The organism is Staphylococcus nepalensis (assembly GCF_014635045.1).
Classification (GTDB): Bacteria; Bacillota; Bacilli; order Staphylococcales; family Staphylococcaceae; genus Staphylococcus; species Staphylococcus nepalensis.
The window spans coordinates 48,603-62,780 of sequence record NZ_BMCF01000006.1 but is presented as its reverse complement, the minus strand read 5'-3'; the positions used below and the strand labels follow the sequence as shown (position 1 = coordinate 62,780).

Genomic DNA, 14,178 nt, shown 5'->3' with positions numbered 1-14,178 from the left:
GAAAGGGGGGGATATGATGAAAAAATTCAAGTTCTTAATTATTTTAGTAGCACTATCAGTTGTGTTAGCAGGTTGTGGTAACGCTGAAGGGGTGTACTCAGATAAAGGTCAGGTATTTAGAAAAGTGATACCACAAGATATTTCTTCATTAGATACAGCATTAGCTACTGATACAGTTTCATTTGATATATATAATCAAGTATATGAAGGGCTATATACTTTAGACGAAAATGATAAAGCTAAACCAGGTGTCGCAAAAGCTATGCCCAAAGAAAGCAACGGCGGTAAAACTTTGACAATTGATTTACGTAAAGATGCAAAATGGTCAAATGGAGATCCAGTTACGGCGCATGATTTTGAATTTGCGTGGAAACGCGTCGTTAATCCAGACACGGCATCTGAATATGCTTATATTATGTATGATTTGAAAAATGCTGAAGAAATAAATATGGGCAAAAAAGACGTAGATGAGCTAGGCGTTAAAGCAGTAGATGACCACACATTGAAAGTAGAATTAACAAAACCTATACCATATATGAACGAGATGCTGGCCTTTGCAACGTTTATGCCACAAAATGAAAAAGCTGTGAAGAAAGCCGGGCAACAATATGGCACTACAGCTGATAAAACAGTATTCAATGGACCATTTAAAGTCAAAGATTGGAAAGTTGAAGATAAAATACAACTTGTTAAAAATGATGATTATTGGGATAAAAAAGCAGTGAATTTAGACCGTGTAAATTATAAAGTGTTGAAAGACCAGCAAGCAGGGGCCTCATTGTATGATACGCAATCAGTAGATGACACGATTATCACTGCTGATCAAGTTGATAAATATGCAGATAATCCAGGATTAAAGAAACGTTTATTAGCAAGTACATTTTATATTAAGTTAAATCGAGATAATGTACCGGAATTTAAAAACAAAGACTTAAGATTAGCAATTTCTCAAGCTATTAATAAAGAAGGTTTTGTAAATTCAGTTAAAAATGATGGTTCTGAAATTACAGATGCATTTACATCTAAACTAACAGCTAAAACTCCAGACGGTAAGGATTTTGCAGAGTCAATAAATTCTCCACTGAATTATAATCCAAAAGTGGCTAAACAACATTTAGAAAAAGCAAAAGAACAATTAGGGAAAGATGAAATAACATTTACTATGAATACAGACGATGGTCCAGATAAAAAAGTAGCAGCAGAGTATATTAAAGCGCAAGTTGAAAGTAATTTGCCAGGAGTTACAATGAAAATTAAACAATTACCATTTAAACAAAGAGTGAACCAAGAACAATCTGAAACATTTGAAGCATCATTATCTGGTTGGGGGCCAGATTATCCAGATCCATTAACATTCTTGAATATTATGACTACAGGTAATCCATCTAATAATACAGGATGGGGTAATAAAGAATTCGATAAATTAGTTAAAGATGCCAATGGCAAATTATTGAAGAAACCGGAAGAACGTAATGCAGCTATGAAGGAAGCAGAGGAGTTACTATTAGCAGAAGCGCCAGTTGCACCAATATACCAAAAAGGGGAAGCGCACTTAACTAACCCACAAGTTAAAGGTTTGGTATATCATCAAATTGGTGGGGACACTTCATTAAAAGATGTGGAAATTGATAAGTCAATTGACCGTGAAACAGGTAAAAAGAAATAGACTGTAGATATCATAAAGACACGCAATCTTAAAAGTGATTGCGTGTCTTTTCATTTAATTACAATTTATCTTTTACGACCTAATCCCATAGCTTTTTCCATTTTTTTCAATGTTTTAAATGAAGCTTTTTGGGCTTTATCTCTACCATTATCTAAAATTGTATCTAGTTCATCAGAGTTAAAATAATACTCATATTTTTCTTGGAAATTCGTTAAAAAGTCTTTAACAATAGCTGCTAAATCAGCTTTGAATTCACCGTAATTAGAATCTTTATATTTTGTTTGAAGTGTTTCAATTGATGTATCAGTTAAACTTGAATAGATAGATAGTAGATTAGAAATACCTGGTTTATTATCACGATCAAATTTAATGATACCATCTGAATCAGTTACTGCACTTTTAATTTTTTTAGCGCCCACGTTAGGCTCATCTAATAATGAAATGTAATTTTTTTGGTTATCATCACTTTTACTCATTTTTTTAGTTGGATCTTGTAAGCTCATGACACGCCCGCCAACTTTAGGCATTCGTATTTCAGGCTTGATGAGTACATCGTTATAACGAGAATTAAATCGGTCTACTAAGTTTCTAGTTAATTCAATATGTTGTTTTTGGTCATCTCCAACAGGAACGATGTTTGTATTATAAATAACGATATCCGCTGCCATTAACGGTGGATATGTAAGCAATCCAGCAGGTATACCTTCAGTTTGTTTTACTGCTTTATCTTTAAATTGTGTCATACGTTCTAATTCGCCAATAGATGAGATAGTTGTTAACATCCAACTTGCTTGAACGTGCGCTGGGACCTCAGATTGTATAAACAACGTTGATTTTTCCGGATCAATACCTGAAGCTAGATAAATTGCTGCTAACTGTCTTGTTTGTTTACGTAGTTTTAAGCGATCTTGTGGGATCGTAATTGCATGTTGATCCACGATGCAGAAGAAACAATTGTAATCGTCTTGGACTTCACCAAATTGTTTCAACGCACCAATATAGTTACCAAGCGTTGGAATACCGCTGGGTTGGATACCAGAAAATAAAGTTTCCATTTTTTGATGCCTACCTTTTTAATAATTTAATTTTATATACTTTAGTATTAGTATAACAGTATTTCAATCATTTGTAAGTTATGTTAAACTATATACATAGCAATATTTCTAACTAAATTGATTGGGAATTACGCCTATTTGAAATTTTTTTAAAAAATTAGAGAATTCTCATTTAATTTTAATGTTGAAAGGGTATACTTTAATTGTAAGGTTAAGAGAGCTAAAAATCACTTAGAAGATTCTTAATCATATAAATATTGAAATCTAATGAATTCATATTCATGAAAAATAGGAGAGTGAGATGTATGGTAACATTATTTACTTCACCAAGTTGCACATCTTGCCGTAAAGCGAAAGCATGGTTACAAGAACATGACATTCCGTATACGGAGCGTAACATTTTTTCAGAACACTTAACAATTGATGAAATCAAACAAATTTTAAAAATGACTGAAGATGGAACAGACGAAATTATATCTACTCGTTCTAAAACGTACCAAAAATTAAATGTAGATATCGATGCTTTACCACTTCAAGACTTATATTCAATTATTCAAGATAACCCAGGCTTGCTAAGACGCCCGATTATCTTAGATGATAAGCGTTTACAAGTTGGCTACAACGAAGACGAAATTAGACGTTTTTTACCTAGAAAAGTACGTACCTTCCAATTGCAAGAAGCGCAACGTATGGTTGATTAAATTATAAATAGAACGAAGACGGCCATGAAGTAATGTTGACATAATATTACTTTGTGGTTTTGTTGTATTTACCATAACAGATAGCCATATACTTGCGTCAAACAAAGCGATTATTTAATTGTGAATAATTAGTGACATAAGTCAAACAGCACGCTGTATAAAGTGCTGTTTTTTTGGCTTCTAAAAGGGTATATGTTATTATAAGAGACCAAATAGAAAATAGTAAAAATTAATCAAACAAATCAATTGTAATTCTTACTAGGTTCTAATACAATAATGATTACTATTCATCGACTGTAAGGAGTGAGATGATATGAGAATAGAGCGAGTTGACGATACTACAGTTAAGCTATTTATAACGTATAGTGATATAGAGGCTAGAGGTTTCAAGCGCGAAGATTTATGGACTAACCGAAAGCGTGGGGAAGAATTCTTTTGGAACATGATGGAAGAGGTTAACGAAGAAGAAGATTTTGTTGTAGAAGGTCCATTATGGATTCAAGTACATGCTTTTGAAAAAGGCGTTGAAGTCACAATTTCTAAATCTAAAAATGAAGATCTTATCAATATGTCTGAGGAAGATAATGATCAATTAGATCATCAAGTAAATGACTTGTTATCACAAACATTTGACCAAGATGAAAGTTTAGAAGATTTATTTGAACAGCGTCAAGAACAAAAAGAAAATAATCACGACCAAGAGCGTAACAATCGTAAACCACAAAATATACGTACCGTAATAGTTAAATTTAATGATTTAGAGGAAGTAATTGATTACGCTTATCATAACAACCAAAAAACGGATGAATTTGAAGATTTATTATATAGTCTTGATAATGTCTATTATTATGCTGTTCATTTTGATGAAACTGTTGGACAAGATGCAATTAACGATAGTTATAGTCAATTACTTGAGTTCGCATATCCTACTGATAAATCAGAAGTATATTTAAACGATTATGCTAAAATTATTATGAGTCACAACGTTGCGTCACAAGTACGTCGTTATTTTTCTAATACAGCAGAATAATGAGAAATGACATTAAACTAAAATAAGTTCAATTATGAACAAAAATGTATAATTAATTGCTTTGAGAGAAGTCATAGGTTAATTGGTAACAGTTAACTTATGGCTTTTTTATTTAGACTATCCATATATAGGATAAATACTTTAATAATCATGTAATCATGTAGTAATTAGGTCGACTTCTGCGTGTATATAAACGAGGTGAGGAGCCATGTTATATGCAAGGAATAGTCAAAATCAAAATGTTTGGGCTGGGTCTGCTCTAAAAGGAGACCAATACCGCTGTCCATTTTGTAATTGTGAAGTGCTATTAAAAAATGGGCAAATCATCACGCCACATTTCGCGCATTATAAAAGGAATCATTTATACTGTCAAAAAAGCGAAACTCATGAACATTATAATTTGAAATATTGTATTGCTCAGAAATTGAAAAAATTAAATTACAAAGTAAGCATTGAGCCATACATACCTGATAGTTATCAATATCCAGATTTGATTATTGATGATGCAATAGCAATTGAAATCCAATTTTCTAGTGAAGTGGTAGCACATATTGTAAGACGCAGTAGATCGTTGCAAAATATTGGTTATAAAGTGATTTGGATTATCAAAAATGTGAAATATAATATCAAAACATGCGTACTCTATCTATCAAATTATGAACGTAATTTTATAAATAGCCACAATAGATTGCTATTTTCGTGGGACGCTATTCATGATAAGTTTTATGTATATAGGATAGTTTATTTTTTGGGAGGACAGCGATTTATTGCCAAAAGATATCTACTAGAGATTGATGATTTAATCAATTTTATTCAGAGCGCAGAGGCATTTCAATGCCCAACTCAGTCGATTAAATTAACTCGAAAATCAATATATCATTATATTAACCAATGTCGTAAAGCGCGTTCTGTTTTGGAACCTAGCTTAAGTGTTATGTATAACTTACGCTTAACGGATGAATGGGTTAGTCGTTATTTAGGGATAGTTTTTCCGGAACAAATATTTATTAAATCCCATCCAATATATTGGCAATTACAGCTCATGTATTTTTTACGTAATCATACGCTACAAATTGGGGCATTTCAATCTTTACTGAAATTTAATAGGTTTTATAATGAAGATATAGATACAATGCAAATTACGTATAATGTTGTACAGTCTTTTAAGCAATTCTATGGTATCCATGGGTGTTATAGCGTGCAAAATTGACTATTACGTGAGAAAATTATACTAATGAATTTATAGGAGGTTTACTAGATATTATGACACAACAATTAACAAGAGAAGAGCAAGAACGTAAATATCCTGAATACACTTGGGATTTATCTACTATCTTTGAATCCGATGAAGCTTTTGAAAAAGCATTTAAAGAAGTGGAAGATAATATAGGTCAAGAACAACAATTTGTTGGCCATTTAGCAGATAATTCAACTACACTTTACAATGCTTTAGCACTTGAAGATGCATTAGGTTCTAAATTAGAAAAAGTGTATGTTTACGCGCACTTAAAGCAAGATCAAGATACTGCAAATGATAAATATACAGGTTTTGAGTCACGTGCACATCAATTAATCATAAAATTTAGTTCTGCTTGGAGTTTCCTAGTACCTGAAATTTTACAAATCGATGAAGCAACGATTCAATCATTTATTGAAGAAAATGAAGATTTGAAACGCTATCAATTTGATTTGAAATTAATTAATGAAAAAAGACCTCATGTGCTTAGCGCGGATAAAGAAAAATTATTGACTGAGGCACAAGATGCATTATCTACGCCTGATAATGTTTATGGTATGTTTAGCAATGCAGATTTAGAATTTGAAGATGCAATAGATAAAGATGGCCAGCGCCACGCTCTAACGCAAGGTACATTTATCAAATGTTTAGAATCAGATGATCGCGTTTTACGTCAGTCTGCATATGAAAACCTATATAAAGCATATGGTGCATACAATAATACGCTTAGCGCGACTTTAGCTGGAGAAGTTAAGAAAAATGTATTTAACGCAAAAACGCATCATTACAATACTGCAAGAGAAGCAGCTTTAAGCAATAATCACATTCCAGAAACGGTGTATGATAATTTAGTGAAAACAGTTCATAAATACTTACCTTTACTACATCGTTATACTAAGTTACGCAAAGAACTTTTAGGGTTAGAAGATATGAAAATGTATGACCTTTATACGCCTTTAGTTAAAGATGTTAAGTTTGAAATGCCATATGAAGAAGCTAAAGATTGGATGCTAAAAGCATTACAACCAATGGGCGAAGAATATATGAAAGTTGTTGAAGAAGGGCTAAATAATCGTTGGGTAGATGTATTTGAAAATAAAGGGAAACGTTCTGGCGGCTATTCTTCAGGCGCCCATTTAACGAATCCATTTATTTTATTAAATTGGTCAAATACAGTTTCAGACTTATATACTTTAGTTCATGAATTCGGACATTCTGCACATAGTTATTTCAGTCGCCAAAACCAGCCGTCGAACTTAAGTGACTATACTATTTTTGTAGCAGAAGTCGCGTCGACCTGTAACGAAGCTTTATTGAGTGACTATATGGATAAACACCTAGACGATAAACGTAGATTACTGTTATTAAATCAAGAACTTGAACGTTTCCGTGCGACATTATTTAGACAGACAATGTTTGCAGAATTTGAACATAAAATTCACCAAATAGAAGAAGCTGGAGAACCATTAACTGCAAACCGTATGAATGAAGTATATGCGGATTTAAATAGAAAATATTTTGGTGATTCCGTTGAAACGGATGAAAATATTAGTAAAGAGTGGTCAAGAATACCGCACTTCTATATGAATTATTATGTGTATCAATATGCAACCGGATACAGTGCAGCACAGAGCTTAAGTCATCAGATTTTAACAGAAGGTAAACCTGCTGTAGAACGTTATATTAATGAATTCTTGAAAAAAGGAAGCTCAGATTATCCAATTGAAATCTTAAAAAATGCAGGTGTAGATATGACGACACCAGAACCAATTGAACAAGCTTGCCAAGTATTTGAACAAAAATTAGACGCCTTTGAAAAACTAATGAAAGCTTAGTATGAATGTATTCGTTTACAATATGACAAGTTTGTGACAAAGTGGATTTATTTAATTTAAAAGGTTGAAAGGTATATATCAGCGTGTTATATTATATACATGAAATTAATCACATAACAAACATACCCCTTTGTTTGAAGTGAAAAATTTCTCCCATCCCCTTTGTTTAGCGCCGTGTAATCAGACACGGCGTTTTTTTTATACCTATTTTTAAAACTGTTACGTTATGTATAAGATATTGAATAACTATTCAGTTATTTTAGCATCACCAAACTGTATTTAATGTTTAAATAAATAAAGTAAAATAGAAGGGGTTAATGTAGTAAAAAGGAGCATTTGCTTATGCTATATTTAGACTTATTTTAACCGTTTAACTTTGCTTAATCATTGAGATCAGATCACAATAAATATTACATACAAAGAAGCACTGTCCATTTTTGGGCAGTGCTTCTTGTATTGGAACTAGGATATCGTGATTGTAAAATTGAAATGGTATTACATTTTTTGTTTTGAATATAAAATGGGATTCAAACTTTAGATTTCCAAAATTTACCATCAGGAGAGTGTAGTTTCTCTATTTTTTGTTGTAATGCTAATTTTTTCAGTTCTTTATTCAATAATTTTTCAGGCCATTCATAAATAGTCAGTAACTCTTCTTTGGTTACTAATTGTTGTTGTTGAATGTAAGATTCTAAACTTGGTGGAAGTTCTTTTTCAATTGGTGTACCAATAAGTTCATTTATGATATACGTATATATATGATAAGGGTATAAGCCTTCAACTTTTAAACCTTCTTCTTGTATATCTTCATTAAAGAAAACAAGGGACGGGGCTTCTTCAATTTCCATTTCTCGAGCAATATGCAAATCAACTTGTAAGCTTTCCTTTAAAGCACTTTTATGTAAGTCTTCTTTAAAGACTTCATAATCAAGACCTGCGTTACTAATGCAATTATTAACCATCTCTTCGGTGATAATATCACGCTTCGGTATAATCTCATTTTGAACAAGGTGTATAAAGCGTTCTGCTCGTATGCGTCCTTGGAGTTCGGCAGCTTTATAAGCTAAAGCAATATTATCTAGATTTGATGTGCTCTGTGCTTGGCATTTCGTCAATACCCTTAAGGAAGGATTCAAAATGTGTCTGATGCTAATATATTGTTTATATTCGAGACGTAATTTTGAAAGTATTGCTGACAATTTAAAGCATTCTTTACTGAATGGATCGAAAAAGGAATAAATTTCTATCTTACTCAAAGGTGAAAGATTTGCATCTTCACGACTATTAGCATTTATTAATTTTAATTCTTCAGCCATGTTTTTTTCACCTACAATTAATTTTCGGAATTAACCATGTGATTCGCTGTTAAACGTAATCGTTCATATAAATAATCCCCGACGCCCGCAGGAAAATGTGCTTGTTGAATTGCTTCGTACATATTTTCAAGCCATGCGTCACGTTCATCAGTTGTTATTACAAATTCTAAATGTCGTTTTTTTAACATTGGATGACCATGTTCTTCTGTGTATAGTTGCGGACCACCTAAAAATTGAGTTAAGAATTGCTTTTGTTTTCTATTTGTTTCTTCAAAATCCCCAGGAAACAAATGATTAATTCTATCATCACGTTCAACCATATAATAAAAATGGTCAATCATTTTAAATAAGGCATCTTGTCCAATAACCTCGTAAGGTGTTTGCGTCATAATATCACCATATTCTGCTAATATAATACTAATATAACATGAATTTTTACATTTGGAAGTAATTCGACTTCTTAATATTGTGCGCAACTAGTTGTTGCTTAATTTATATTTACGATTGAAAAATCTTTGAACTTTATTGTTTGGCATTTCATGTTTTATATTAAATTGATTAAGAATAGATTTGAATTGAATTAACCCTTCATTATAATCATCTACTTCATATTCAAGTTCAAAATCCTCAAAACCAAGATAACGATTTTTATCTAAGACAAGCAAATTGCCATCGATTTCCTTTTCGATGCGTTCAGTGGTTAAATCACCTAAAATAATTAATGAATCAATATCTATACCCATATTTAAGAGTTGATCTAATATATCTTCAGGTAAATCTTGACTTTCAATTTGTTTATTTAGCTTAGGCTCAATATTGGTTTCAAAGTTGTATTCTAGTAAACCAATTTCTGCAGGTACTTTTAAAGTCATTTCATAGGCATTGTTTTTAACTCTGATTCTCAATGCGGATTGATGTGATTTTAAATCGAAGTTTAATGTATCGATGTAATAATTGGTTTGGCTAAATGCTTTTTCATCTAAAAAATATTTGTCATAAATGTCCTGATAGTTTGCTTTAGATAGTAGTTGCTTAAATTCGATTTCGTTGTTCGTTGACACAATACACACTCCTTAAATATTTATGATAATTCATTTTAAAGGACTTGTAAGTTAATTTAAATTGAATTGCATCGCTAGGTGGAAATGATTATATTATATTAAAGTATATTGATGACATTATAATAGACATGTAACGTGTTATGTACGGGATAATTATGTTAAAATGATGAAGAATGAGGAGGAACAAGCATGCGTATTTATGTGAATGAAATTAAAGTAACAAAAGATAGTTTAAATTGTTATACAGAACAATCTACGGAAGGTTTACAAGAAGCAGGACAAATGCTTGTTGACAGTGATAATTATAGTTTTGCATATATCTTAGATGATGGCCAATCCTATTCCTATTTAATATTTGTTCAAGAAACATGGTCAATGTTACATGAAAATAAAAACAAAAAAATAATAATTAATGATCATTTAGAATTAAAACAATTCGGAAGAGAACTTAATTACATATTAGATAATATTCAAGGTAATTCAAACTATGGTAAGGCGTTTGTTTCTGTTGTGGAAGATACTTTCGAATTAGAGTGAAGCGGAGTGAAGCACAATGAATCAATGGGATCAGTTTTTATCTCCATATAGACAAGCAGTTGATGAATTAAAAGTTAAACTAAAAGGCCTAAGAAAGCAATACGATGTAGAAGATAATGCTTCACCGATTGAATTCGTAACAGGCCGCGTTAAGCCAATGACAAGTATTATTGATAAAGCGAATAAAAGACAAATTTCATTTGACCGTTTGCACGAAGAAATGTATGATATTGCAGGTCTGAGATTAATGTGTCAATTTGTAGATGATATTGATATTGTTGTTAATCTTTTGAGACAACGTCAAGATTTTAAAGTGGTAGAAGAGCGTGACTATATTAGTAACACGAAACAAAGTGGTTACCGTTCATATCATGTCATAATTGAATATCCAATCGAAACACTTAATGGCGAAAAATCAATTTTAGCTGAAATACAAATCAGAACATTAGCAATGAACTTTTGGGCAACGATTGAACACACCTTACGTTATAAATATGATGGAGATTATCCTCCAGAAATTCAGCACCGATTAGAACGAGCGGCTGAAGCGGCATTTTTACTTGATGAAGAAATGTCAGAAATTAAAGAAGAAATACAAGAAGCACAAAAATATTATTCTAAAAAACGCGCTAAAAAACATAATAATGATTAGGGGGTGTAATCATGCGATATACGATTTTGTCTAAAGGTGATTCCAAGTCTAACGCTTTAAAGCATAAGATGATTAATCATATGAAAGACTTTAAAATGATTGAAGACGCCGAAAATCCTGAAATTGTCATTTCCGTTGGTGGGGACGGTACATTATTACAAGCATTCCACCAATATAGCCATATGCTATCTCGGTGTGCTTTCGTTGGTGTACATACAGGTCATTTAGGATTTTACGCTGATTGGTTGCCACATGAAGTTGAAAAATTAATTATTGAAATTAATAATTCGGAATTCCAAGTGATAGAATATCCACTATTAGAAATTATTGTACGATACAATAACAATGGGTATGAAACAAGATACTTAGCATTAAATGAAGCAACGATGAAAACAGAGAATGGTTCAACGTTAGTTGTTGATGTCAATATTAGAGGTAATCAATTCGAACGCTTTAGAGGAGATGGACTTTGTGTTTCAACGCCATCAGGTTCAACTGCTTACAACAAGGCTTTAGGGGGCGCTTTGATACATCCATCTTTAGAAGCAATGCAAATTGCTGAAATAGCGTCTATTAACAATAGAGTTTTCAGAACAGTTGGTTCGCCTTTAGTGTTACCGAAGCATCACACATGTCTTATTACACCTGTAAATCATGATACAATTTTAACAACAATCGATCATGTCAGTATAAAACATAAAAATGTTAATGCAATTCAATTTAGAGTAGCGAATGAAAAAATTAGATTCGCTAGATTTAGACCATTTCCATTTTGGAAAAGAGTGCACGATTCGTTTATTTCCAGTGGGGACGACGAGTAATGCAATTCACTTATATTATTGGAAGCACGTGTATGTTAAAAACTTTTTTACAAGAACGTCAGTATTCCAAGAACACAATTAGCGCCATTAAACATAATGGCGCTTTAATAGTTAATGGGCAACCAGAAACCGTTCGAAAACAACTAGAAATAGGAGATATATTAAATGTACAATTAGGTCAAGAAACAGCAAGTTCTAATTTACACCCATTTAATCAACCTTTAAATATTTTATATGAAGATGATTACTTATTAATTGTATCTAAAGAAGCCAATCAAAATTGTGCGCCATCACGAGACCATAAACATTTTAGTTTAGTTGAACAAGCGCTAGGCTATTTTAAAGACACAAACCAATGGTTGGTCCCACATATTGTGACTAGAATTGACCGAAATACCTCAGGAATTGTGATCTTAGCAAAACATGGTTTTCTACATCATCTGATGTCTAAAACAGTAATAGATAAAACCTATTTATGTATATGTTATGGAAAAATAAGGAGTCAAGGCCTGATAGATGCGCCAATCGGTAGAGATCCTTCTAGTATTATTCAGCGACGCGTAGATATTGCTGGAAAACAAGCAAAAACAAAATATAAATGCTTACAATATGAAAATCATTCTAGTTTGTGCGAGATAACGTTACTAACGGGTAGAACACATCAAATACGTGTACATCTCCAACATATAGGGCACCCCATTGTAGGCGATGATTTATATGGTGGAACACATCCGATATATAAACATCAATTATTACGATGCAGTAAAGTGTCCTTTATACACCCAATTTACAACGAAACAATTGAAATTCAAGATAAATATGACGCAATAGAAAATATATTTAAAATGATATAATTTGACTAACCATGGAGGTGGGACTTTTGGCAAATGAAAAAGATCAAATCGTTTTAGAAGATGAACAAGTATATGATCAAGCAATGTTGGATAACTTGCTACATGAAAATCATATAGATGCGTTTAGAGAAGAATTCTTAGCGATGCACACATATGAACAAAGTGAATACTTTGAAGATAGCGACGAAGAGATTAGACAAAAAATATTTGAAGTATTGTCCCCTGAAGAAGTAGCAGATTTCTTCGAACAATTAGAAATTGATGAAGAAGATTATGAAGAGCTCTTTGATACCATGGATGCTACATATGCTAGTAAAGTGTTAGAGGACATGTCATACGATAATGCAGTTGACATTATGAACCAATTGTCTAAACAGAAAATAGTAAGCTTATTAACACTCATGAACCGTGATGAAGCTAAAGAAATTAAAGCTTTACTCCATTATGATGAAGACACTGCCGGCGGTATCATGACGACGGAATATATTTCATTAAAGTCAACTATGCCTGTCAAAGAGGCTTTGATGCATGTTAAGGAACAAGCGCCAGATGCAGAAACTATTTATGTCATATTTGCTGTTAATGAACATAAACAATTAGCTGGCGTCTTGTCTTTAAGAGATTTAATAGTGGCAGAAAATGATGCTTATATTGAAGATATTATGAGCGAACGTGTTATCAGCGCAAACGCAGCTGATGACCAAGAAGACGTAGCTCAAAAAATGCGTGATTATGACTTTATTGCTATGCCAGTTGTCGATTATCAAGATCATTTATTAGGGATTATAACTATTGATGATATTTTAGACGTTATAGATGAAGAAGCTAGTGAAGACTACTCACGTTTAGCAGGGGTTTCAGATGTCGATGCTACCAATGATTCAGTCATTAAAACTGCTAAGAAGCGTCTGCCGTGGCTTATCATTTTAACATTTTTAGGAATGATAACAGCAACGATATTAGGGTCATTTGAAGATACGTTGGCACAAGTTTCATTGTTAGCTGCATTTATTCCGATTATTAGTGGTATGTCTGGTAACTCTGGCACACAATCACTTGCCGTTTCTGTTCGTAATATTTCCACAGGTGAAATAGATGAACAAAGTAATTTTAAAGTGGCATTAAGAGAAGCGGGCAGTGGCTTTTTAAGTGGTTTAGTTTGCGCAATTTTATTATTTATTATTATACTCATCCTTTATGGACAACCTATATTAGCTACAATCGTTGCAAGTAGTTTAACGATTGCCATGACAGTTGGTACATTAGTAGGTTCAATGATACCTTTAGTAATGAATAAATTAAACATTGATCCAGCAGTAGCTAGTGGTCCATTTATAACTACAATTAATGATATTGTGAGTATGCTGATTTACTTTGGATTAGCAACTTCATTCATGTCTTATTTACTTTAGG

At 32.4% G+C, this 14,178-nt stretch carries 14 protein-coding genes; 10 read left to right on the top strand and 4 right to left on the bottom strand.

Annotated elements, in window-relative coordinates; all coding sequences use genetic code 11:
* Window positions 1–16: 16 nt before the first annotated feature.
* Complete coding sequence (locus IEU88_RS09540) at window positions 17–1,666, top strand: peptide ABC transporter substrate-binding protein (protein ID WP_103373328.1); 1,650 nt, start codon at window positions 17–19, stop codon at window positions 1,664–1,666.
* Between the two features lie 65 nt (window positions 1,667–1,731).
* Here the strand turns inward: IEU88_RS09540 and trpS are convergent, their stop codons facing one another.
* Window positions 1,732–2,721: a tryptophan--tRNA ligase gene (gene trpS / locus IEU88_RS09535; protein ID WP_096810480.1), complete on the bottom strand. Its 990-nt coding sequence runs from the start codon at window positions 2,719–2,721 to the stop codon at window positions 1,732–1,734.
* A 305-nt stretch (window positions 2,722–3,026) separates the two neighbouring features.
* On the opposite strand from trpS, the gene spxA reads away from it, so the two are divergent.
* The 4 genes from spxA (at window position 3,027) to pepF (ending at window position 7,524) form a co-directional block, all read left to right on the top strand.
* The gene (gene spxA / locus IEU88_RS09530; RefSeq protein ID WP_040030144.1) at window positions 3,027–3,422 is read left to right on the top strand and encodes a transcriptional regulator SpxA; all 396 of its coding nucleotides are present in this window, start codon (window positions 3,027–3,029) and stop codon (window positions 3,420–3,422) included.
* 313 nt (window positions 3,423–3,735) lie between these two features.
* Window positions 3,736–4,452: an adaptor protein MecA gene (gene mecA, locus IEU88_RS09525; RefSeq protein ID WP_096810479.1), complete on the top strand. Its 717-nt coding sequence runs from the start codon at window positions 3,736–3,738 to the stop codon at window positions 4,450–4,452.
* A 208-nt stretch (window positions 4,453–4,660) separates the two neighbouring features.
* Entirely contained in the window at window positions 4,661–5,662 is a 1,002-nt protein-coding gene (locus IEU88_RS09520; RefSeq protein WP_096823896.1) for a competence protein CoiA, read from the top strand.
* A 53-nt stretch (window positions 5,663–5,715) separates the two neighbouring features.
* The gene (pepF, locus tag IEU88_RS09515) at window positions 5,716–7,524 is read left to right on the top strand and encodes an oligoendopeptidase F (RefSeq protein ID WP_096810476.1); all 1,809 of its coding nucleotides are present in this window, start codon (window positions 5,716–5,718) and stop codon (window positions 7,522–7,524) included.
* A 527-nt stretch (window positions 7,525–8,051) separates the two neighbouring features.
* Here pepF and yjbH read toward each other — a convergent pair.
* The 3 genes from yjbH to IEU88_RS09500 all read right to left on the bottom strand — a co-directional run bounded on the left by yjbH (window position 8,052) and on the right by IEU88_RS09500 (window position 9,901).
* The gene (gene yjbH, locus IEU88_RS09510; protein WP_096810475.1) at window positions 8,052–8,840 is read right to left on the bottom strand and encodes a protease adaptor protein YjbH; all 789 of its coding nucleotides are present in this window, start codon (window positions 8,838–8,840) and stop codon (window positions 8,052–8,054) included.
* A gap of 17 nt (window positions 8,841–8,857) precedes the next feature.
* The gene (locus IEU88_RS09505) at window positions 8,858–9,229 is read right to left on the bottom strand and encodes a truncated hemoglobin YjbI (protein WP_103373250.1); all 372 of its coding nucleotides are present in this window, start codon (window positions 9,227–9,229) and stop codon (window positions 8,858–8,860) included.
* A gap of 87 nt (window positions 9,230–9,316) precedes the next feature.
* Window positions 9,317–9,901: a CYTH domain-containing protein gene (locus IEU88_RS09500; protein WP_096810473.1), complete on the bottom strand. Its 585-nt coding sequence runs from the start codon at window positions 9,899–9,901 to the stop codon at window positions 9,317–9,319.
* A 189-nt stretch (window positions 9,902–10,090) separates the two neighbouring features.
* On the opposite strand from IEU88_RS09500, the gene IEU88_RS09495 reads away from it, so the two are divergent.
* From IEU88_RS09495 to mgtE, 5 genes are all read left to right on the top strand, one after another.
* Complete coding sequence (locus IEU88_RS09495) at window positions 10,091–10,438, top strand: UPF0738 family protein (RefSeq protein WP_096810472.1); 348 nt, start codon at window positions 10,091–10,093, stop codon at window positions 10,436–10,438.
* 16 nt (window positions 10,439–10,454) lie between these two features.
* The gene (gene yjbM, locus IEU88_RS09490) at window positions 10,455–11,090 is read left to right on the top strand and encodes a GTP diphosphokinase (protein ID WP_096810471.1); all 636 of its coding nucleotides are present in this window, start codon (window positions 10,455–10,457) and stop codon (window positions 11,088–11,090) included.
* Window positions 11,091–11,101: 11 nt separating this feature from the next.
* The gene (locus IEU88_RS09485) at window positions 11,102–11,911 is read left to right on the top strand and encodes an NAD kinase (protein ID WP_096810470.1); all 810 of its coding nucleotides are present in this window, start codon (window positions 11,102–11,104) and stop codon (window positions 11,909–11,911) included.
* On the top strand, window positions 11,911–12,765 hold the full coding sequence (locus IEU88_RS09480) for an RluA family pseudouridine synthase (RefSeq protein WP_103373249.1): 855 nt from the start codon (window positions 11,911–11,913) through the stop codon (window positions 12,763–12,765). The genes IEU88_RS09485 and IEU88_RS09480 overlap by 1 nt, the downstream gene beginning before the upstream one ends.
* Window positions 12,766–12,848: 83 nt before the next feature.
* Window positions 12,849–14,177: a magnesium transporter gene (gene mgtE, locus IEU88_RS09475; RefSeq protein WP_369967584.1), complete on the top strand. Its 1,329-nt coding sequence runs from the start codon at window positions 12,849–12,851 to the stop codon at window positions 14,175–14,177.
* The last annotated feature ends 1 nt before the right edge of the window (window position 14,178 follow it).

Coding starts and splice junctions, on each gene's coding strand:
- IEU88_RS09540 (WP_103373328.1), top strand. CDS start 17: ATGAAAAAATTCAAGTTCTTAATTATTTTAGTAGCACTATCAGTTGTG.
- trpS (WP_096810480.1), bottom strand. CDS start 2,721: ATGGAAACTTTATTTTCTGGTATCCAACCCAGCGGTATTCCAACGCTT.
- spxA (WP_040030144.1), top strand. CDS start 3,027: ATGGTAACATTATTTACTTCACCAAGTTGCACATCTTGCCGTAAAGCG.
- mecA (WP_096810479.1), top strand. CDS start 3,736: ATGAGAATAGAGCGAGTTGACGATACTACAGTTAAGCTATTTATAACG.
- IEU88_RS09520 (WP_096823896.1), top strand. CDS start 4,661: ATGTTATATGCAAGGAATAGTCAAAATCAAAATGTTTGGGCTGGGTCT.
- pepF (WP_096810476.1), top strand. CDS start 5,716: ATGACACAACAATTAACAAGAGAAGAGCAAGAACGTAAATATCCTGAA.
- yjbH (WP_096810475.1), bottom strand. CDS start 8,840: ATGGCTGAAGAATTAAAATTAATAAATGCTAATAGTCGTGAAGATGCA.
- IEU88_RS09505 (WP_103373250.1), bottom strand. CDS start 9,229: ATGACGCAAACACCTTACGAGGTTATTGGACAAGATGCCTTATTTAAA.
- IEU88_RS09495 (WP_096810472.1), top strand. CDS start 10,091: ATGCGTATTTATGTGAATGAAATTAAAGTAACAAAAGATAGTTTAAAT.
- yjbM (WP_096810471.1), top strand. CDS start 10,455: ATGAATCAATGGGATCAGTTTTTATCTCCATATAGACAAGCAGTTGAT.
- IEU88_RS09485 (WP_096810470.1), top strand. CDS start 11,102: ATGCGATATACGATTTTGTCTAAAGGTGATTCCAAGTCTAACGCTTTA.
- IEU88_RS09480 (WP_103373249.1), top strand. CDS start 11,911: ATGCAATTCACTTATATTATTGGAAGCACGTGTATGTTAAAAACTTTT.
- mgtE (WP_369967584.1), top strand. CDS start 12,849: ATGTTGGATAACTTGCTACATGAAAATCATATAGATGCGTTTAGAGAA.